Raw genomic sequence first — 20,132 nt, 5'->3', positions numbered from 1 at the left:
ATCCGGAATTGAAGAAGAGGCGGGCTTTTGCCCGCCTTTTTGTTGAACTGGTCAGCGCTCAAACTTGTTCAACGAGGAAATAGTGCTATATCTTGTACAAGTGTACAGGAGAAGTAGTCATGTCTAAAGTGGTCGGCGCGGCGGAATTCAAGGCGAAATGCCTGAATCTCATCGATCAAATGCGGAACGATGATGAATCGATCGTCATCACCAAGCGCGGCAAGCCAGTTGCCGTGCTGTCGCCCGCGCGTAACACAACCGAGCGCAAGAGTATCATCGGCGCGATGAGGGGTAGCGTATTGCGCTATGACGATCCGCTGTCTCCGGCCGTTGAGCCGGAGGATTGGGACGCCCTCCGGTGATCGTCATCGATACCCATATCCTCGTCTGGGCAATGCAGGACGATGCACGCCTGGGTTCACAAGCCCGGCGCGTCATCGACGAGATGACCGAGAAAAGCCGGATTCTGATTTCGGCGATCACACCTTGGGAAATCGCGATGCTCGTACAGAAGGGGCGCCTGGCGCTCGGCGACGATGTCGGGCGATGGATCGATGATGCATTATCGCTGCCCGGACTTCAGCTCGCACCAATCGAGCCTTCCATCGCGATAGACAGCGTCCGGCTACCAGGCGAGTTTCATGCCGATCCCGCCGATCGAATCATTGCCGCTACGGCCCGTTTTCATCGCGTACCATTGCTTACCGCCGATCAGGCGATCCTCAGCTATGGTGCACGCGGCCATCTCCAAGTTCTTGCGGCGGGCTAAGCGATGGCTGGGTAGCTTGAGATGTCGCTCAGCTCTGGCTCTGGCTTTGCATCTGGCCGCTGTCCTCTACCTTCACGGTGACCGACAGCGTTTCGCCCGGCGTGCCGATGCGCATGCCTGAAATCGGCGCGGCGTCGCGGTAGCAGAGGCCGGAGGCGAGCCTGATGTAGCGCGCATCCGGGCAGATATCGTTGGCCGGATCGAAGCCCACCCAGCCGAGGCCGGGAATATGGGCTTCGGCCCAGGCATGGGTCGCCGCCTGTTCGACCTTCTCTTCCATCATCAGATAGCCCGAGACATAACGTGCCGGTACCTGCAAGGCGCGGGCGGCGGCAACGAAGATATGCGCGTGGTCCTGGCAGACGCCGCTCTTCTTCTCCAGCGCCTGTTCCGCTGTCGTCTCGGTGTTGCTGGTGCCGGGCCTATAGTCCACCGCCTCGTGGATTGCAGCCATCAGCGCATGCATGCGCGCGAGTTCGTTCTCGCCGCTGATGCTCTTGGCCAGTTCCTTCACCAGCTTGCCGGCTTTGGTCAGCGGCGTGTCGCGCAGGAAAAGCCAAAGCGGGCAAAAGCCGGTATGCGGGCCGGTGACACCGTTGCGATCCTCCGTCTCGACCTCGCCTTCCGCGAGGATGCGCGTGACGTCCTGCTTGCCTTCCAGCGAGACCAGGTTGACGTGGTTGCCGTACTGGTCGTCATATTCCACTTCGGGTGTGGCGCCTTCGACCTTCAGCGACCAGCCGATGACCTTCTGGCCCGATGTCGTCGGCGGCGTCAGCCGCAGCCGTTGCAGGGAGAAGTGCGTGGGTTCGTCGTAGCGGTATTCGGTGAGGTGGCTGATTTTCAGTCTCATTGTGTCATCCACCTAAACATAGAACCGGTAGCCGTCGGAAATTTCCGCACCGAGCTTGTTGTTGCGCGCGACGAAATCCTCCAGGAACTCATGCAGGCCCTGATCCATGATATCCCGGATCGCCCGCGTCTGCAGTGTGGTGCGGATCGCATCCGCAGTATCGTGGGCGGGAAGCCGCTCCTCGTAATCCTGGGCGAGGTAGCCGAGATTGCTGACGATCTTCTCGTAGCAATAGGCAAGCGAACGCGGCATCTGCACATTGAGGGTCAGGAAATCGGCGATGTTCATCGCCCGGTATTCGCCGTCATAGGCCCAGCTGTAGGCGCGGTGCGCGGAGACCGAGCGCAGGATCGATTCCCATTGCACGTTGTCGAGCGACGAGCCGACCGCCGAGACCGAGGGCAGCAGCACGTAATATTTCACGTCGAGGATGCGGCTCGTATTGTCGGCCCGCTCGATGAAGGTGCCGATGCGGGCAAAATTATAAAGCTCGTTGCGCAGCGTCGAACCATGGAAGGCGCCGCGGATGAGGCCGGCGCGGCGCTTGATGACGTCGATCACCTCCGGCAGGTCGGCGGCCTTCACGCGCTTTTCGAGCAGCGCTTTCAGCTCGATCCAGCATTCGTTGGTCGCTTCCCAGGTCTCGCGTGTCAGCGCGGTGCGCACCATGCGGGCATTGTTGCGGCCGGAGTCGATGCAGGACATGACGCTCGACGGATTGGCGCGATCGCGCAGGAGATAGTCGATCGCATCGGCGTTGGTCAGCTTTGCGTGGCCCTCGTCATAGGCTTCGCGCACGCCGGCACTTTGCAGCACGCCGTCCCAGTTGTCGTCGCCTGCGCTGCTGCGGGTCAGCGACATGCGCAGCCCCGCATCGATCAGCCGGGCAATATTTTCGGCGCGCTCGATGTATCGAAACATCCAGTAGAGGCCGTTTGCTGTTCTTCCGAGCATCAGTCCTCCAATACCCAAGTGTCTTTGGTGCCGCCGCCCTGGCTTGAGTTGACCACCAGCGAGCCCTGCTTCAGCGCCACGCGGGTGAGCCCGCCCGGAATGATCTGGACCTTGTCCGACACCAGCACATAGGGGCGAAGGTCGACATGGCGCGGCGCAATCCCCTTGTTGACGAGGATCGGCACGGTGGAAAGCGACAGTGTCGGCTGGGCGATGTAATTGTTCGGCTTCGCCTTCAGCTTCTCGGCGAAATCTGCGCGCTCCTTCTTCGATGCCGTCGGTCCCACAAGCATGCCGTAGCCGCCGGAACCGTGCACTTCCTTGACCACCAGTTCTTCCAGATGCTCCAGCACGTATTTCAGGCTTGATGCTTCCGAGCAGCGCCAGGTCGGCACGTTTTCGAGCAAGGCCTTGCGGCCGGTATAGAATTCGACGATCTCCGGCATATAGGAGTAGATCGCCTTGTCGTCGCAGATGCCGGTGCCCGGCGCATTGGCGATGGTGATGTTGCCGGAACGGTAGACATCCATGATGCCGGGGATGCCGAGCGCGGAATCGGCCCGGAACGTCAAGGGGTCAAGGAAATCGTCGTCGACGCGGCGGTAGAGCACGTCGATCGCCTCGTAGCCGCGGGTCGTGCGCATCTTCACCTTGCCGTCGATGACGCGCAGATCCGAGCCCTCGACCAGCTCGACGCCCATCATGTCGGCGAGGAAGGAATGTTCGTAATAGGCCGAATTGTAGATGCCGGGCGTCAGCACCGCGACGCGCGGCTTGCCGGCGCAGCCGGGTGGGGCGAGCGAGGCAAGGCTCTGGCGCAGCAGGTAGGGATAGTCCTCGACGCGCTGCACCTTGTTCTCATGGAAGAGCTCCGGGAACATCTGCATCATGGTTTCCCGGTTTTCCAGCATGTAGCTGACGCCGGAGGGTGTGCGGGCATTATCTTCCAGCACGTAGAACTGGTCCTCGCCGGTACGCACGATGTCGGTACCGACGATATGGGTATAGACGCCGCCGGGCGGGCGGAAGCCGATCATCTCGGACAGGAAGGTGACGTTATTCTCGATCAGCTCGCGCGGAACGCGACCGGCGCGGATGATCTCCTGCTTGTGGTAGATGTCGTCCAGAAAGGCATTGAGCGCTATCACCCGCTGCTCGATGCCCTGGGCGAGCTTGCGCCATTCACGGGCGGAGATGATGCGGGGAATGATGTCGAAGGGAATGAGTTTTTCGGAACTGTCGGCGTGGCCGTAGACCGCGAAAGTGATGCCGGTCTTCCGGAAGATGTTCTCCGCATCGCGGGACTTGGCAATCAGATGCGCCCTGTCTTGGTTGTTGTACCACTCAAAATATTTTTCATAAGGCGGGCGAGAACTTTCGTCCCCAGTTATCATTTCATCAAATGCCAAAGGTGCGGCTCCCCTTTTTTGTTCATTTGAATACAACGCAAATTGCAATGCAAGAACCATGCGCAGTTCGAGGAAAAGATTTTGCGGTGCGGGAAAGGGATGAAAATCCGGGCATTTGAAGTGGTGCAGCGCGATGTGTCGGACGTGCGCTCCGCAGAGTCTGCGTAAAAAATGAGCACCTGATTGTTTTTCGGTCTGGATCCATCAGCGAAATTTCAAATAAGCATCAGCGCTTCGCCTTTGACTGCGGCCACCTGGTGCCGCTATCAGCACGGGCAACTCCTTGTTCCCCGAGCTGCCCATGTCCCTTGACCGCTTTGCCCCTGCCGTTTTCGTTTTCCTCTGGTCCACGGGCTGGGTGGTGGCGAAATATGCCGCGCTGCATTCCGAGCCCTTCACCTTTCTTTCGATACGCTATGGGCTGTCGGCCTCGGCATTCCTGGCCCTCTGCCTGGTGATGCGGGCGCAATGGCCGAAAAGCCGGGCGACGTGGCTCCGCGCCATCTATTCCGGCTTCTTCCTGCACGGTTTCTATCTCGCCGGCCTCTGGTGGGCAATCGCCAATGGCGTGCCGGCCGGCATATCAGGCATCATCGCGGCGCTGCAGCCGCTTTTGACCGCGATGGCGGCGCCCTTTCTCGTCGGCGAGCGGTTGCAGAAGACGCAGCAGCTCGGCCTGGCGCTCGGCTTCGTCGGCATCGCCGTTGCCATTTCGCCGAAGCTCTTCGGTCCGGCGACCGCCGATCTCGCCCATGCCGCCCTGCCGCTGGCGATCAATCTCGTCGCCATGGGGTCCGTCACCTACGGCACGCTCTATCAGAAGAAACATCTGCAATCCGGTGACCTTAGAACCATCGCGACGCTGCAATATGTCGGTGCGCTGATTCTGACCCTGCCGCTGTCGCTGATCTTCGAGCGCCAGCATTTCGACGGCACAGCCCGGGCCTATGGCGCGCTGATCTGGTCGGTCTTCGGCCTGTCGATGGGCGGCGTCGGATTGCTGCTTTACCTTATCCGCCGGGGCCAGGTTTCCCGCGCCGCCTCGCTCATCTACCTGATGCCGCCGGCGGTCGCCCTCGAGGCTTTCATCGCCTTCGGGGAGCCGCTGACCCTGCCCTTGATGGTTGGTACCGCGGTTGTCGTGACGGGCGTCTATCTGACGAACCGCAGGGCGGCCGAGCGGCAGACGCCGGTTGAGGCGTAGGCAATAAAAAAGGCCGGGGAGAACCCGGCCTTTCTGATTTTCAGTCGATCGATGATCAGGCGCGTTCGCGGCGCTGGCCACCATTGCGGGAGCCGGAGCCACCGCGGCGGTTGCCGCCGTTGCCCTCGCGGCGTGGTTCGCCGCCCTGGGCCTGCTGCGGGCCGCGATCTTCGCCATGCTTGCGGGCCGGGCGGCCGTGGGCATGACGGTTATTGCCGCGGTGATGGCCGCTCGGTTCGCCATTGGCATGGGAGCCTTGATGCGCAGGACGCTGCGGCTTTGCCGAGGGGCGGAAGTCGGAGGTCGAGACCAGGTCGTTGTCGGGGCCAAGATTCGGGGTCGCTTCGCCGCGGCGCTGGCCGCGGAAATCCTCGTTGCGGGCGGTGCGCTCGGGACGTGGACGACGCTCGTGGCGCTCCTCGCCGCCGGCGCGGACTTCGCTACCTTCGCCTTCACGGCGCGGGCGGCGTTCCTGGCGGTTGCCGCGATGCTCGGAGCGGTTCTGCTCGCCCCGGCCTTCGCCGCGACCATTACCTTCGCGACCCTGGCCGCCGCCACGGTTGCGGTTGTTGCCATTGCCGTTGCCGCGACGGGGGCCGCCGCCGCTGATATTGGCCGGTGCTTCGCCGCTGGCGACCGTGATGTCGATACCCATCAGGCGCTCGATGTCACGCAGCAGCCTGGCTTCGTCGGGGGCGCAGAAGGCAATGGCGATGCCGTCGCGGCCGGCACGCGCCGTGCGGCCGATGCGGTGGACATAGGCGTCGGGCACTTCAGGCAGATCGTAGTTGTAGACGTGGCTGACGGCCGGGATGTCGATGCCGCGGGCGGCGACGTCGGTCGCGATCAGCGTCTTGATGCTGCCGTCACGGAAGGCCTTCAGCGCCCGTTCGCGCTGGCCCTGGCTCTTGTTGCCGTGGATCGAGGCGACGGAATAGCCGATGTTTTCGAGATGCTTCATCAGCTTCTCGGCACCGTGCTTGGTGCGCAGGAAGACGATGGCACGGCCATCGGGGTTCTCTGTCAGCGACTTGCGGAGCAGTTCCGTCTTGTCGTTCTTGCCGCCGACGAAATGGACATACTGCTCGACCTTGTCGGCAGCCTTGCCCGGAGGCGTGACTTCGACCTTGACGGGATCGACGAGATATTCGCCGGCGAGATCGGCGATCGCCTTCGGCATGGTGGCCGAAAAGAGCATGGTCTGGCGCTTCTTCGGCACCAGCTTGGCGATCTTGCGCAGATCGTGCACGAAGCCGAGATCGAGCATCTGGTCGGCTTCGTCAAGCACGAGATAGCGGACCGTGGTCAGCGTGATCGCGCGGCGATTGACGAGGTCGAGCAGGCGGCCGGGTGTTGCGACGAGGACGTCGGTGCCCTTTTCGAGCTGCAGCTGCTGCTTGTTGATCGAAACGCCGCCGACGACGACATTGATGCGCAGCGGCGACTTGCGGATGAACTTCTTCAGGTTATCGGCGATCTGGTTCACCAGTTCGCGGGTCGGTGCGAGGATCAGCGTCCGCGTCGTGCGGTTGTCGGGGCGGCGCTCGTCGGCAAGCAGCTTTTCGATGAGCGGCAGGCCGAAGGCGGCGGTTTTGCCGGTGCCGGTCTGGGCAAGGCCGATCAGGTCGCGGCCTTCGAGGAGGAGAGGAATGGCCTGTTCCTGGATCGGCGTCGGCGTTTCGATGCCGAGCTGGAACAAAGTGGCGACGATCGGCTTGGAGACACCAAGCGATTCAAAATTAGTCAAGGTATAACCTTTCGGGGCGCCACAATGACTATCGCCGGAACGCACCATGCGATCCGGTTTCATTCTGGCGTCAAGAACCCCGCGTGAAGTGGGAACTTGTGAGTTGGAAAAAGCTTTCCAGCGCTTCTGGCCGCTCTTGGGAGTGCGGCGCTCTATCGAATTGCGCTTTTGTCCCTTCTTCCTGCGTCCGTATTTTCTAGCAGGGGCACGCTCACGCGGCGGCCGGAAGGGTGAAAGCTGAGCTGCATTTGGGCCAGTTCGCGTGGAAAGTCAAGTGCAGTGCACAAGAAAGCCTCCGGTGGAATTTAGTTGGGCATGACAAGCACGAAGCTTTGCGATGCGCTTTCCGCGCCGTTGACGAGGATGGCGATGCGGTGCTCGCCTGGATAATAGCGCCGTGTCGTGATCGGCCGCATGGCGTGGCGGCGCTCGATTGCATGGTTTTGGCCGGGCGCTAGCGAGATCGTCTTGCATTTGAAGACCTTGGGCGAAAGCGAGCCGTCAGCCTTCACGTGGTGGATGGCGTAATCGATCATCAACGATTGCGTGGTCTCGCCGGCATTCGTCACGCGGATTTCGAAATCCAGCCCTTCGCCGAAGAGCACTTCGTCCTTCGCAAGCCGCAGTTCGCATGCGAGCGAAGCAGCCGCGCCGAAGCCGAAATTGGCAAGAGCCCGCGCGTGTCCTTTCTTCAGAAGCGTGCGCGAGGCGTGCTTCAGCAGCCAGCGGCGTTCGGGGGAGGCGCTCTCGATGTGGCCGCCGATGAAGGCGGCCACCAGATCCGGATGATCCTTGGCGATGTCGTTCAGGCTGTTGGCGACGGAGCGGCGCACGTAATCTTCCGGATCATCCATCAACGCGGTCAGGATGGGCAGGATCGGCGCCGGGTCCTTCACAAGCTGCGGCAGGCGCATGGCCCAGGGCAGGCGCGGTCGCGTTCCCTCGCTTGCCAGCCGGCGCACATGCCGGTCGGGATCGCCGACCCAGCCGGAGATGATGGCAAGCGCACGCTGCTGGTCGCGATGGATGAAGGGGCGGATGCCATATTCGGCCGTGAAATGCGGCGTCAGCGCCTTGAGGAGATCAAGACCGAGATCGAAATGATCGGGGCCGCGGGCGGCGATGAACTGGTTGACCGGCAGCAGCATCCAGCCGGAAAGCCCGGGCTTGCCGGCGACAGGCAAGCTTGCCTTGAGAATGGCGGCTGCCTCGGGAAAATCATCGGGAAACGTGGCAAACAGCGCGTCACGGATCAGGGATGAGCGCTCCATCAGCTCCAGGGCTGCGAGGCCGTCGGTCGCCAGATTTACGAAACGATCCCGATCGAAGGACGGCGCGTTGGCGGCAATGTGATCGGCCATATCGCCGACCAGCGCCTCGTGCAGCAGGTTCTTGAGCGGTTCCGGCATGCTGATCCTCCTTCTTTGGGAGGATTGGCCCGGCGCCACCGGGAGGTCAAGCGGCGCCGGATGCGGTTTCTCTATTCCGTGCAGACTTTGACGCGGTAGGGATCGCCCCAATCGTCATGCCGCCATTCGAGATGGCAATAGGACGGACGGTAATAGGTCCGGTAGACCGGATATGCACGATACGTGGGGTAGGCGGGGTAGGCAGGATAAACGGGGTAGGCGGGACGGGCAGCCTCGGACAGCAAGGCTCCGCCGACGACGCCGGCGGCAAGGCCGCCCCAGAAGGCGTCGCGCGGACGGGCATCGGCGGTGGTGGCAGTGGCGAGCGAGGCGCCGGCAAAGGTCAGCGCGATCAGGCCCGTTGCCATGGTCTTATGAAGAACGGACATGGTATTTTCCTTTCATGGTGGCTTCCATAAAGCCATGTCGAGACTCGGCCCGGATCGCGGCGGCGCGATGGCCGCGCAAGCGCTTCCCGCATTAAATTTTCGTCATGATTTCAACGGATGCCGGCTTAGAAGGGCATGAGGTCGGAGCTGGGATTCCGCCGGTTGCGCCGGCCTTTCAGGCTCGTGCAAGCCCGGACTGTCAATGTGAGACATCTTCAGCTTGGTAAGCCGGCTTGCAAAATTCCGCCACCAAAATTTATGGTTAAAACTTTGTTAAAAGCCTTGGCGTTATGGTCTTTGTAGTCGATATTTCATTTATTGCGGGAGCGACAATTTCTTGAAAGCAGCCGGGGAACTTCTGGAATTGGCTTGCCGCCGGATCGCTGATCTGGACACCCCGGCCTATGTCAAGAACAGCGAATTGCGCTATGTCGCCGTCAACGAGGCCTATGCCGATTTCCTGGGTCGCGAGATTTCCGATTTCATCGGCAGGCGGAGCCGCGAGCTCTTTGATCGTCCCGAAGAGGAGGATCGCGAGGACAAGGAACGCCGCGCGTTGGTGTTCGGCACCGAGGAAAACGCCATCTGCTTTGATGCCGTAGGCCGCCATCACGAGCGCATCCAGATCGAAAGCTTCTCTCCATCGCCGGATCGGGCCTATGTGCTCGGCATTTTCGAACTACGCGAACAGCCGCGCCTGGCCATCGGCGGCCAGGGGATTGTTAACAACCCCGGGATTGCGAGCAACCCTGGGATTGTGAGCAACCCTGGGATTGCCGCCGATTTCGCCCGCGTGCGTGAGGCGCTGGAAAAACTCGATCATCCAATCGGCATTTTTGCGGAAGACGGACGCCCGCTGATCGTCAATGCGAGCTATCGCAACGGCGCGAAGCCTGCTGCCGCCGGCGATTCAGCCTGGGGCGAAAGCGTCAATGAACTCGACGTTCTGCGCACTGTGCTTGAAGACCTGCCGGTTGCAGTCTTCGTGCGCGACGACGAGCACCGCCTGGTCTATGCCAACAAGTATTATGAGACCTTCAGCGGCAATTCCCGCTCCCAGTATCTGGGAATGACCGAACATGAAATGTTCGGGCCGGAAGGTGGCGAGGCGATCTACCAGGAAAACCTGCTGGCGCTGAAGCACGGCATATCGGTGGAACTCGAGAGCGAGATGCCGAGCCAGAGCGGCCACATCTATCCGGTCATCTCACGCGTCAACCGTGTCATGACGGCGGAGGGGCGAACTTATGTCGTCGGCTCCTTCTCCGACATCTCGCCCCTCAAGGAACGCGAGAAGGCGCTGATTGAGTCGCGCAAGCAGGAAGAAATACTGCATCGGGATATCGAGAGCATCCTGCGGTCGCTGCCGGTCGGCGTGCTGATCCTCGATAACGACCACCAGATTCTCTACGTCAACGACGAATTCTACAGCATCTGGGAACTGCCGCTCGACGATCGCTTCGACGGCCGCCCTTTCCTTGACGTCATCCGCCGCAACGACGAGCTCGGACGCTACGACGGCACGCAGACGCCGGAGGAAATCTACGCCTTCCGCAAGCATCTCTTCGAGGCCGAAGAGCCCGAGCCGATCGAGCTCGGCTGGGCAGGCGGCAAATCTGTGATCTTCGACAGCCGTCGCATCTCCAACGATCGCATCCTGCTCACCTATGCCGACATCTCGGCGGTGCGGGAGCGGGAAATGGAAATCCACGAGACGCGCGCCGCACTCGAGCGGCTTGGCGAAATGATGCGCGATGCGACACATGCCATGTCGCAGGGCATCGCCATCGTCCAGGACAGCGTCATCAAGATGTCCAACGAGGCGATGGCCGACATCCTGCAGATCCCACCCCACTATATCGAGCCCGGTCAGGGTTGGCTCGGCATGTTCGAATTCTGCGCGGAGCGCGGCGATTTCCACGATGCGGCGGACGAGATCCTGCAGGAATGGCGCGCCAATATCGCGGCCAGGCAGCCGATTTCCACCGTCTTCCATGTCGGCGGCGAGCGCTGGGTGAACATGGATGCAACGGTCAGCAGCGGACAGCACTGGGTGGCGCTTTTCACCGACGTCACCGAACTCAAGAGCCGCGAGGAGGACCTGCGCGAGCTTCTGTCGCGCGCCGAAGCGGCCGACCGCGCCAAATCCGAATTCCTTGCCAATATGAGCCATGAAATCCGCACGCCGATGAACGGGGTGCTTGGCATGGCGGAACTGCTTGCCAAGACCAATCTCGACACGCGCCAGAAGACCTTCATCGATATCATCGTCAAATCGGGCAATGCGCTGCTAACTATTATCAACGACATCCTCGATTTCTCGAAGATCGATGCCGGGCAGATGAGGCTGCGGAAAGCCGCCTTCGATATCACCGAAGCGGTGGAGGACGTGGCGACGCTCCTGTCCTCGCATGCCGCCGAGAAGAATATCGAGCTTCTGGTGCGGGCGGCACCGGATCTGCCTGCCGCCGTAATCGGAGACGCAGGGCGTTTCCGGCAGATCGTGACCAATCTGGTCGGCAACGCCGTCAAATTCACCGAGCGCGGCCATGTCTTCGTCGATGTCGGCTTCGAGACGATCGCCGGCGGCGAGATCATGGCGAGCATACGCATCGAAGATACCGGCATCGGCATTCCCAGCGAAAAGCTCGCATCGGTCTTCGACAAGTTCTCGCAGGTCGATGCCTCCTCGACCCGCCGGCATGAGGGGACGGGGCTCGGCCTTGCGATCACCGCCGGCCTCGTCGATCTTTTCGGCGGCTATCTCAATGTCGATAGCGAATGGGGCAAAGGTTCGGTCTTCACCGTCAACCTGCCCTTCGCGGTGGCGGCCGCCCGCCTTGAGCCGAAGCCGCTGCCGATTAACGTTCAGGGCGCGCGCATCCTCGTCGTCGACGACAACGAGGTGAACCGCCGCATCCTCACCGAGCAGCTTTCGCTCTGGGGCTTCGACGGCGTGGCCGCCGAGGGCGGCGGCACCGGCATTGCGATCCTGGAAGCTGCGGCCGATCTCGGCATCACCGTCGACGCTGTCGTGCTCGACTATCATATGCCGGATATGAACGGCGCCGATGTCGCGCGCCGGCTGCGCGCCGATCCCCGCTTCGTCGAGCTGCCGATCATCTTCCTGACGTCGATGGATATTTCGGGTACGGAAAAGGAATTCGCCGCACTGAACGGCCACGCGCATCTGATGAAGCCGGCGCGCGCCAATGTGCTGCGCAACACCGTCGTCGAAGTCGTGCGCGCCCGTCGCGTCAAGCAGGCCTCGGAAGCCGAGATCGCCCGGCTGCAGGCGGAAACGACCGTACCGGCGCCAGCGCCTGTACCTGTGCCGCAGAAGCGCGCGGCCGAATTCGTCGATGTGCTCGTCGCCGAGGACAACGAAGTCAACCAGATCGTCTTCACGCAAATCCTGCAGGGGACCGGCCTTTCCTTCCTCGTCGTCGAGAATGGCGAGCAGGCGGTCGCCGCCTGGGAGCAGCACACGCCGCGCATCATCATGATGGACGTGTCGATGCCCGTCATGAACGGCCATGAAGCGACCCGAATGATCCGGAAACGGGAACAGGGGCAGGGTCATCGCGTGCCGATCATCGGCGTCACCGCCCACGCCCTCGAAAGCGACCGCGAACTCTGCCTCGACGCCGGCATGGACGACTACATGTCGAAGCCGATCAGCCCTGAACTGCTGGAGGAGAAGATCCGGCAATGGCTGGGCAAGGACGAGCAGCAGCCGGGGCGCACCAGCTACTGATCTTTGCCGATGACGCCGGCAAACCTTACCGGGCGAGTGGCTTGACGCCGCAGAGCATTTCGCGCTTGCCGGCGAAGCCTTTGCGGCGTTCGACGGTAAAACCGGTGGCGATGAGGTTGCGGCGTACGAAGCCCGCCGCGGCATAGGTGGCGAAGGTGCCGCCGCCGGCAGTCTTTTCGGCGACGCGGCGCATCAGTTCCTCCGACCACATGTCGCCGTTGCGCGACGGCGCGAAACCATCAAGATACCAGGCGTCGAAGCCGGGTGCCGTTGCCGCGACGCCGTCGAGCGCCGCGCCGCAGACGACGCTGAGTCTGGTCTGGGCATCGAGGTCGAGCGTGACGGTATCGGTCGGCATCTGCGGCCAAGCCGCCGTCAGCGCCTCGCGCTCGGCATCGATCTCCGGCCAGTGCGACAAGGCCCGGCCGATCTCTTCGCCGCGCATCGGATGGAGTTCGAAGGAGATGAAATGCAGGTGCTGGCCGCCCGTGCGGTGGAGCTTCCATTGCCGCCAGGTCTCGGCGAAGTTCAGGCCTGTGCCGAAGCCGAGTTCGCCGATCACGAATCCCTGCCGACCGTTCCAGCGCTCCGGCAGGCCGTTGCCGGCGAGGAAGACGTGGCCGCATTCCAGCCGCCCGTCAGTCTGGCAATAAAAATGGTCGCCAAAGGCCGTGGAATAAGGCATATCGCCGTCGCGCCATTCGAGCGGCTGCGGCGCGCCTGCGCCAATCTGATCTGGATTTACCTCTGTCATGGGAAAAGCCGATAATCCTCAGCCGGTCTCAGGTCAATCATCCTCAGACTTGCTGATCGTCGGCGGCGGCATTATGGGCCTCTGGGCGGCCGTCCATGCCGAGCGCCGCGGCATAAGCACCATTCTCGCCGACGCCAGCAGATTGGGGGGAGGCGCGAGCGGCGGCCTGCTCGGCGCGCTGATGCCGCATATGCCGGACCGATGGTCCGAGAAGAAGCAGTTCCAGTTCGATGCGCTGGTTTCGCTCGAGGCAGATATTGCAGCACTCGAAGCCGAGACCGGGCTTTCCGCCGGTTATGCCAGGTCCGGGCGGTTGATTCCGCTGCCAAGGCCGCATCTCAATCGTATAGCCCGCGGCCATTCCGAAGACGCCGAACGCCATTGGCGGGCAGGCGTGCGCCGCTTCCACTGGCATGTGCTCGACAGGCCCGATGTGGACGGTTGGGTCGAGGCATCCGCCGGCGAGAGCGGTTTCGTGCATGACACGCTCGCCGGCCGTGTTGCGCCCCGCTCGTTGATGTCAGTGCTGATCGCTTTCCTCCGGCGGGCAAAACATGTGCGCATCATGGAACATGCTGTCGTCGCCGGTCTCGATCCCGATCGGGGCACGGCTGAGATCGGCGGCGAATTCATCGCTTTCCGTCACTGCATCCTGGCTGCCGGTCATCAGTCCTTTCCCCTGCTGCAGGATCTGACGCCGGGGCTGAAACAGCCGCTTGGCCAGCCGGTGAAGGGACAGGCGGCGCTGCTGAAAGCGGATATCGACCCGACGCTGCCGACGATCTTCCTCGACGGGCTCTATATCGTCGCACATGAGGGGGGACATGCGGCGATCGGCAGCACCAGCGAGAACCGTTTCGACGATCCTTTTTCGACCGATGCCCAGCTCGACGCGCTGATCGAGGCGGCGCGCGACATCGTGCCGGCGCTTCGCAACGCACCTGTCGTCGAGCGATGGGCGGGGCTTCGCCCGAAGGCGATCGACCGCGATCCGATGATCGGCTCCCACCCCGATCACTCGCGCCTGATCGCACTCACCGGCGGCTTCAAGGTCAGCTTCGGCCTTGCGCACCGCCTGGCGGAGGCGGCGGTTTGTATCGCAGGCGATGAACATTGCAGATTTTTGCTGCCGGAAAGCTTCGCGATTTCAGGCCATATCGCGGCGGCTTCACGTTAAACGTGAATTTCTCGCTGCTCTGCTTCGTTATTCTGTCATGCAAATCACCTATCTGCTAGCGCATCGACAGCGCCTGACCCAAATGGCGCTCACTTCCTTGATGGAGGAAATTGCATGCGCTATGCCATTTGCTTCACGCCTCCGGCGAGCGACCCGCTGTCGCTCGTGGCCGCCAATTGGCTTGGCCGAAACGTGTTTTCCGGCGATGTGACGGAGCCCCCGGCCGTTCGCGGCCTCGGCATTCACGAGATCGCCTTCCATACCGCCGTGCCGCGGCGCTATGGCTTTCACGGTGTTTTGAAGGCGCCGTTCTACCTGTCTCCCGATGTGTCGGAATCTCAACTCCTGCGCGATCTTATGCGTTTTTCCGGAACCGTCCTTCCCTTCCGGATGCCGCGTCTCGAAGTCGCCAGGCTCGGCAATTTCTACAGCCTGCTGCCGAATATTCCGTGTGAGCAGATCCAGTATCTCGCTTCGGCAATCGTGCAGGAATTCGACCGTTTCCGTGCGCCGCTCAGCGAAGCCGACATCGAGCGCAGCGATCCGGACGGGTTGTCGGCAGCGCAGTTCGCCAATCTGCATCGCTGGGGCCATCCTTATGTGATGGAGGAGTTCCGCTTCCACATGCCGGTGACGGGCCTCATCAACGCGATCGACATGCCGCGCATCGAGCCGGCGCTGCGGACGATCTTCGAGCCTGTGCTGAGAGAGCCGATCATGGTTTCGAACGTGGCTCTGATGATCGAGGAAGGCACCGGCGGTCCCTTCCGCGTTCATTCTCTGCATCCGATGGGCAAGGTCAGCGCGCGCAAGATCGCCTGAAAATCAACGCGCTAAGCATTTGTTCCGTAACGGTAAAATTCCGTTGCGCAGTTTCCGTCTCGACATTCCGGCTGCGGATGATACCGTTCCTCGTCTTTTCAGAAGGTGATTTGATGGTATCCGAGACTTATCCGCGCAATCTCGTCGGCTATGGGCGTCAGACGCCCGATCCGAAATGGCCGGACGAGGCACGCATCGCCGTGCAGTTCGTCATCAATTACGAGGAGGGGGGCGAAAGCTCGATCCTCGACGGCGACTCGGCTTCCGAAAACCTGCTGTCGGAGATCGTCGGTGCGGCGGCCTGGCCGGGCCAGCGCAACCTCAACATGGAATCGATCTACGAATATGGTTCACGTGCCGGTTTCTGGCGGCTCTGGCGGATGTTCACCGATCTCAAGGTGCAGGCAACCGTTTACGGGGTGACGCTGGCGATGGCCCGCAACCCTGAGGCCGTCGCCGCCATGAGGGAGGCCGGCTGGGAGATCGCCAGCCACGGCTACCGCTGGCTGGAATACAAGGATTTTCCCGAGGATCTGGAGCGCAAGCACATCCTCGAAGCCGTGCGCCTGCATACCGAACTCACCGGCGAGCGGCCTTACGGCATGTACCAGGGCAAGCCTTCCGACAACACGCTGCGGCTGGTTCAGGAGGAGGGCGGTTTCCTCTACTCCTCCGATTCCTATGCCGACGACCTGCCTTACTGGGTGAAGGGCGTCGACGGGAAGCCTTTCCTGATCATCCCCTACACGCTCGAAACCAACGACATGCGTTTCGCGACGCCGCAGGGCTTCAATTCAGGCGACCAGTTTTTCACCTACCTCAAGGACGCTTTCGACACGCTCTATGAGGAGGGCAAGGACGGCAGCCCGAAGATGATGTCGATCGGCCTGCATTGCCGCCTCGTCGGGCGCCCCGGCCGTGCTGCGGCGCTGAAGCGCTTCATCGAATATGTGCTGAAGCACGACAAGGTCTGGATTCCGCGTCGCATCGAGATCGCCGAGCATTGGCACAAACACCATCAGCCGGACGCGCTCTGATGCTGTCGCGCGAGGATTTTGTTTCCCGCTTCGGCGGCGTCTTCGAACATTCGCCTTTCATCGCCGAGCGCGCCTATGATGCCGGCAGCGTGAAGGAACCGCTGACGGCATCAGGCGTGCATGCGGTCCTTGCCGCCGTCTTCCGCGCGGCAGGCCGAGAGGAGCGCCTCGGCGTGCTCCGGGCTCATCCCGATCTTGCCGGGCGCCTGGCAATCGCTGGCGAACTCACCGAGGACAGCCGCAAGGAGCAGGCCGGCGCCGGGCTCGACCGGTTGAGCCCGGCGGAACATGCCCGCTTCACCGAACTCAATTCGGCCTATGTCGAAAAATTCGGCTTTCCCTTCATCATCGCCGTCAAGGGGCTCGGCAAGGACGACATCCTGTCGGCCTTCGAAGCGCGGATCGGCAACAACAGGGACGAAGAATTCGCGACCGCGGCTGCTCAGGTCGAGCGGATCGCGCTGCTGCGCCTGACATCAATGCTGCCGGAGGCTGAATGAAAGAGCGGCGCGCCATCGACTATCTCAATGAAATGTATGAAGCGGCATCAGAGGCGCTGTCTTTCATCGGCGGAATGGACGAGACGGCGTTTTCCGGCGACAAGCTCACCTTCAAGGCGGTTGCCTTCTGCCATTTCACCATCGGTGCTGCAGCGTCTCGCCTGTTGGTGACACATCCGGAATTTGCGACCGAGCATCCCACACTGCCATGGACGAAAATCTGCGGCACGGGCAACCGTATCCTCGAAGACGTCTTCGATCTCAATCCATCGGAGATATGGGAGGCGACTTATCGAACGCTGCCGGAGCTTCTTTCCGCAATCGATACCGTCCGCTACTGGCATGCCCAAGGCGAGTGAAACCATGTCCGAATACCTCGACATCCGCCCACTCACCAAATCCGCCTTTGCGCCTTTCGGCGAGGTGATCGAGGCCGATCCGGTCTCGATGCGGCTCATCAACGGCGGCACGACCGAGCGTTTCCACGCATTGGCCGTGGCGCAAGCGACGGGCGAGGGCGCGCGCGTCATCATCAATCTCTTTCGCGGCCAGCCACGCAGCTTTCCCTATGACGTGGACATGATGGAGCGCCATCCCTTCGGCAGCCAGAGTTTTTCGCCGATTTCGGGCCGTCCCTTTCTCGTCGTCGTCTCGGAGGACGAGAACGGACGCCCGGGCAGGCCGCAGGTGTTTCTCGCGCGCGGAGACCAGGGCGTGAACTACGGCCGCAATGTCTGGCATCATCCGCTGATGGCGCTCGGCCAAGCCTCCGATTTCCTGGTCGTCGACCGCGACGGGCCGGGCAACAATCTGGAAGAATTCTTTTTCGAAACCCCGTTCATCATCAAAGAGCCAGCCCTATGACCGGACTGACCACGCATGTTCTCGATACCGCTCTCGGCAAGCCGGCTGAGGGCTTGAGGATCGATCTATTTCGGCTCGACGGCGATATCCGCATGCATCTGACAACGGTTGTGACGAATGCCGACGGCAGGGTCGACGGCGGCCCGATTCTCGTCGGCGAGAATTTCCACGTCGGGACCTACGAATTGGTCTTCCACGCCGGCGATTATCTCCGAGCGTGCGGCACGCCGCTGCCGCATCCCGCCTTCCTCGATCTCGTGCCGATCCGCTTCGGCATTGCCGATATCACGGCGCACTACCACGTGCCGCTGCTGATCTCGCCCTATGGCTATTCCACCTATCGAGGCAGTTAGATGCGTTTTGCCGCAATCGCCGATATCCATGGCAATCACCTGGCGCTCGAGGCAGTGCTTGCGGATATTCGCGCGCAGGGCATCGAGGAGATCGTCAATCTCGGTGACTTTTTCAGCGGGCCACTGGAAGCCGGTAAGACAGCAGATTTGCTGATGCCGCTTAACCTGACCTCGGTGCGCGGCAATCACGACCGATACCTGATCGAACAGGATCCGGCCTCCATGCATGCCTCGGATGCCGCCGCCTATCGTCAATTGTCGCCGTCGCATCTCGATTGGGTTCGTAGCCTGCCGTTCGATACTGTCTATCGCGGCGAGGTCTATCTCTGCCATGCGACGCCGAAGGACGACAATCTCTACTGGCTGGAATCTGTTTCGCCTGAGGGTTTCGTCTTCCTGAAGCCGATCGAGGCGATCGAGGCTCTGGCCGAGGGCATCGACCTGCCGCTGATCCTTTGCGGCCACAGCCACCTTCCGCGCGCTATCAGGCTTTCCGACGGCCGCCTGATCGTCAATCCCGGCAGCGTCGGCTGCGCGGCCTATGACGACGAGGTGCCCTATTACCACAAGGTGGAAGTCGGCCATCCCCTGGCGAGCTACGCGATTCTGGAAAAGACGGCCGCCGGATGGATATGGCAGTTCCGAACGGTCGCCTATGACCATAAGGCGATGTCGGCATTGGCCGCCGAAAGGGGCCGGGCCGACTGGGCGAGCGCGCTGGCCGCGGGCTGGGTGAGATAGCCAGACGCCTTTGTGCGAGACGCACCGCTATTCCCTGTCAGCGCTGCAGTCTATTGCCGCCCGTCGATGATCGATGAGTTCACGTCGTTGATGTCTCGCTTGCCGCAGAGCGCCATGGTGATGTCCATCTCCTTGCGGATGATGCCGAGCGCCATCGTGACGCCTTCCTTGCCCATGGCGCCGAGCCCATAGAGGAATGGCCGGCCGATATAGGTGCCTTTCGCGCCGAGTGCCAAGGCCTTCAGCACGTCCTGGCCGGAGCGGATGCCGCCGTCGAGGTGAACCTCGATGCGGTCGCCGACGGCATCGATGATCTTCGGCAGCATGCTGATCGAGGAGGGGGCGCCGTCAAGCTGGCGGCCGCCGTGATTGGAGACGATGATCGCGTCGGCGCCGGTATCGACGGCTGCCCTGGCATCCTCCGGATCGAGTATGCCCTTGATGATCAGCGGGCCGCCCCATTGTTCCTTGATCCAGGCGACATCCGACCACGATAACTGCGGGTCGAATTGCTCGTGCGCGAATGTGGACACGGAGGCGACGTTGGCGACATTTTTCGCATGGCCGACGATGTTGCCAAAAAATCGGCGCTTCGTCTGCAGCATATCAAGGCACCAGAACGGCCGCATCGCCATCTGCCAGAGGTGCTTCGGGGTAAATTTCGGCGGCGCCGAGAGGCCGTTGCGCAGGTCCTTGTGGCGTTGGCCGAGGATCTGCAGGTCGGCCGTCAGCACCAGCGCCGAACATTTGGCGGCCTTGGCGCGACGGATGAGATCGAGGACGAAATCCCTATCCCTCATGACGTAAAGCTGGAACCAGAAGGGCCGCGTCGTCACCGAGGCGACGTCCTCGATCGAGCAGATGCTCATGGTCGACAGGGTGAAGGGAACGCCGAATTCTTCTGCCGCGCGCGCCGCCAGCATCTCGCCGTCAGCATGCTGCATGCCGGTCATGCCGGTCGGCGCAAGCGCCACCGGCATCGACACTTTCTGGCCGATCATCGTCGTTTCCAGAGAGCGGTTGCTCATGTCGACCAAAACCCGCTGGCGCAGCTTGATCTGGCTGAAATCGCTCTCATTCGCCCGATAGGTGGATTCCGTCCAGGCGCCCGAATCCGCATAGTCGAAAAACATCTTGGGAACACGGCGCTGTGCGAGTTTTTTCAGATCGGCGATGGTGAGCGGAGTGGCCATGAATGGAACCTTCACATCTGAACGCGGCTATCGGTCGTAACATGAAATTCGGAAGGGCGTGACGAGAAATCGGGCGTGTCAGGCAGCTTTTTCGCCACGGATCGGTTGGATCAGAATATCCAAGGGAATGCCGAAATGTCCATGCAACCGCCGGATCATTTCGAGCTAGGCGATCACCCTCATGTCGAAACCACGTCACG

The 20,132-nt window shown here is 61.8% G+C and carries 20 protein-coding genes; 12 read left to right on the top strand and 8 right to left on the bottom strand.

The window, feature by feature from the left end; all coding sequences use genetic code 11:
• The first annotated feature begins 119 nt into the window (after positions 1–119).
• On the top strand, positions 120–362 hold the full coding sequence (locus EFB14_RS02850) for a type II toxin-antitoxin system Phd/YefM family antitoxin (RefSeq protein ID WP_126822510.1): 243 nt from the start codon (positions 120–122) through the stop codon (positions 360–362).
• Entirely contained in the window at positions 359–769 is a 411-nt protein-coding gene (locus EFB14_RS02845) for a type II toxin-antitoxin system VapC family toxin (protein WP_126822508.1), read from the top strand. The genes EFB14_RS02850 and EFB14_RS02845 overlap by 4 nt, the downstream gene beginning before the upstream one ends.
• Before the next feature lie 28 nt (positions 770–797).
• Here the strand turns inward: EFB14_RS02845 and EFB14_RS02840 are convergent, their stop codons facing one another.
• From EFB14_RS02840 to EFB14_RS02830, 3 genes are read right to left on the bottom strand one after another with little or no spacing between them, the layout of a single operon-like run.
• On the bottom strand, positions 798–1,622 hold the full coding sequence (locus tag EFB14_RS02840) for a transglutaminase family protein (RefSeq protein ID WP_126822506.1): 825 nt from the start codon (positions 1,620–1,622) through the stop codon (positions 798–800).
• A 12-nt stretch (positions 1,623–1,634) separates the two neighbouring features.
• The gene (locus EFB14_RS02835; RefSeq protein ID WP_126822504.1) at positions 1,635–2,576 is read right to left on the bottom strand and encodes an alpha-E domain-containing protein; all 942 of its coding nucleotides are present in this window, start codon (positions 2,574–2,576) and stop codon (positions 1,635–1,637) included.
• Positions 2,576–3,985: a circularly permuted type 2 ATP-grasp protein gene (locus tag EFB14_RS02830; protein WP_126822502.1), complete on the bottom strand. Its 1,410-nt coding sequence runs from the start codon at positions 3,983–3,985 to the stop codon at positions 2,576–2,578. Before EFB14_RS02830 ends, EFB14_RS02835 begins: the two co-directional genes overlap by 1 nt.
• A 301-nt stretch (positions 3,986–4,286) precedes the next feature.
• Here EFB14_RS02830 and EFB14_RS02825 point away from each other — a divergent pair, with 301 nt between their 5' ends.
• Positions 4,287–5,189, top strand: coding sequence for a DMT family transporter (locus EFB14_RS02825; RefSeq protein ID WP_126822500.1), 903 nt, complete (start codon positions 4,287–4,289; stop codon positions 5,187–5,189).
• Positions 5,190–5,244: 55 nt separating this feature from the next.
• Here EFB14_RS02825 and EFB14_RS02820 read toward each other — a convergent pair whose 3' ends face one another.
• From EFB14_RS02820 to EFB14_RS02810, 3 genes are all read right to left on the bottom strand, one after another.
• Positions 5,245–6,984: a DEAD/DEAH box helicase gene (locus EFB14_RS02820; protein ID WP_126822621.1), complete on the bottom strand. Its 1,740-nt coding sequence runs from the start codon at positions 6,982–6,984 to the stop codon at positions 5,245–5,247.
• A gap of 257 nt (positions 6,985–7,241) precedes the next feature.
• Positions 7,242–8,345 carry a DNA alkylation repair protein gene (locus EFB14_RS02815; RefSeq protein WP_126822498.1) on the bottom strand — a complete coding sequence of 368 codons (1,104 nt, stop codon included), beginning with the start codon at positions 8,343–8,345 and terminating at the stop codon, positions 7,242–7,244.
• A 71-nt stretch (positions 8,346–8,416) separates the two neighbouring features.
• Positions 8,417–8,734 carry a hypothetical protein gene (locus EFB14_RS02810; RefSeq protein WP_125847527.1) on the bottom strand — a complete coding sequence of 106 codons (318 nt, stop codon included), beginning with the start codon at positions 8,732–8,734 and terminating at the stop codon, positions 8,417–8,419.
• Positions 8,735–9,071: 337 nt separating this feature from the next.
• Between EFB14_RS02810 and EFB14_RS02805 the strand changes: the two genes are divergently transcribed.
• Positions 9,072–12,491 carry a response regulator gene (locus tag EFB14_RS02805; protein ID WP_126822496.1) on the top strand — a complete coding sequence of 1,140 codons (3,420 nt, stop codon included), beginning with the start codon at positions 9,072–9,074 and terminating at the stop codon, positions 12,489–12,491.
• A 25-nt stretch (positions 12,492–12,516) separates the two neighbouring features.
• Here EFB14_RS02805 and mnmC2 read toward each other — a convergent pair whose 3' ends face one another.
• Positions 12,517–13,245 (bottom strand): tRNA (5-methylaminomethyl-2-thiouridine)(34)-methyltransferase MnmC2, encoded by a 729-nt coding sequence (mnmC2, locus tag EFB14_RS02800; RefSeq protein WP_126822494.1) that lies wholly within the window; start codon positions 13,243–13,245, stop codon positions 12,517–12,519.
• On the opposite strand from mnmC2, the gene EFB14_RS02795 reads away from it, so the two are divergent.
• The 8 genes from EFB14_RS02795 (at position 13,244) to EFB14_RS02760 (ending at position 18,739) form a co-directional block, all read left to right on the top strand.
• The gene (locus EFB14_RS02795) at positions 13,244–14,422 is read left to right on the top strand and encodes an NAD(P)/FAD-dependent oxidoreductase (protein WP_126822492.1); all 1,179 of its coding nucleotides are present in this window, start codon (positions 13,244–13,246) and stop codon (positions 14,420–14,422) included. The genes mnmC2 and EFB14_RS02795 overlap by 2 nt on opposite strands.
• Before the next feature lie 114 nt (positions 14,423–14,536).
• Positions 14,537–15,244 carry a DUF1045 domain-containing protein gene (locus EFB14_RS02790; protein WP_126822490.1) on the top strand — a complete coding sequence of 236 codons (708 nt, stop codon included), beginning with the start codon at positions 14,537–14,539 and terminating at the stop codon, positions 15,242–15,244.
• Between the two features lie 113 nt (positions 15,245–15,357).
• Positions 15,358–16,281, top strand: coding sequence for an allantoinase PuuE (gene puuE, locus EFB14_RS02785; protein ID WP_126822488.1), 924 nt, complete (start codon positions 15,358–15,360; stop codon positions 16,279–16,281).
• Positions 16,281–16,781, top strand: coding sequence for a 2-oxo-4-hydroxy-4-carboxy-5-ureidoimidazoline decarboxylase (gene uraD / locus EFB14_RS02780; protein ID WP_126822486.1), 501 nt, complete (start codon positions 16,281–16,283; stop codon positions 16,779–16,781). The genes puuE and uraD overlap by 1 nt, the downstream gene beginning before the upstream one ends.
• Complete coding sequence (locus EFB14_RS02775; protein ID WP_125847514.1) at positions 16,778–17,140, top strand: HepT-like ribonuclease domain-containing protein; 363 nt, start codon at positions 16,778–16,780, stop codon at positions 17,138–17,140. Before uraD ends, EFB14_RS02775 begins: the two co-directional genes overlap by 4 nt.
• A gap of 4 nt (positions 17,141–17,144) precedes the next feature.
• The gene (locus tag EFB14_RS02770; protein WP_126822484.1) at positions 17,145–17,645 is read left to right on the top strand and encodes an ureidoglycolate lyase; all 501 of its coding nucleotides are present in this window, start codon (positions 17,145–17,147) and stop codon (positions 17,643–17,645) included.
• Positions 17,642–17,998 carry a hydroxyisourate hydrolase gene (gene uraH, locus EFB14_RS02765; protein ID WP_125847510.1) on the top strand — a complete coding sequence of 119 codons (357 nt, stop codon included), beginning with the start codon at positions 17,642–17,644 and terminating at the stop codon, positions 17,996–17,998. Before EFB14_RS02770 ends, uraH begins: the two co-directional genes overlap by 4 nt.
• A complete protein-coding gene (locus tag EFB14_RS02760; protein WP_126822482.1) occupies positions 17,999–18,739 on the top strand; it encodes a metallophosphoesterase family protein in 741 nt (246 codons plus the stop codon).
• A gap of 50 nt (positions 18,740–18,789) precedes the next feature.
• Here the strand turns inward: EFB14_RS02760 and EFB14_RS02755 are convergent, their stop codons facing one another.
• Positions 18,790–19,932, bottom strand: coding sequence for an alpha-hydroxy acid oxidase (locus tag EFB14_RS02755; protein WP_126822480.1), 1,143 nt, complete (start codon positions 19,930–19,932; stop codon positions 18,790–18,792).
• Positions 19,933–20,132: the final 200 nt, after the last annotated feature.

Origin of the sequence: Rhizobium fabae, assembly GCF_003985135.1 — a bacterium.
In the GTDB taxonomy this organism is placed as follows: Bacteria; Pseudomonadota; Alphaproteobacteria; order Rhizobiales; family Rhizobiaceae; genus Rhizobium; species Rhizobium pisi.
Note: the sequence above shows the minus strand (reverse complement) of the source record. Positions and strands in the feature narration are given on the sequence as shown.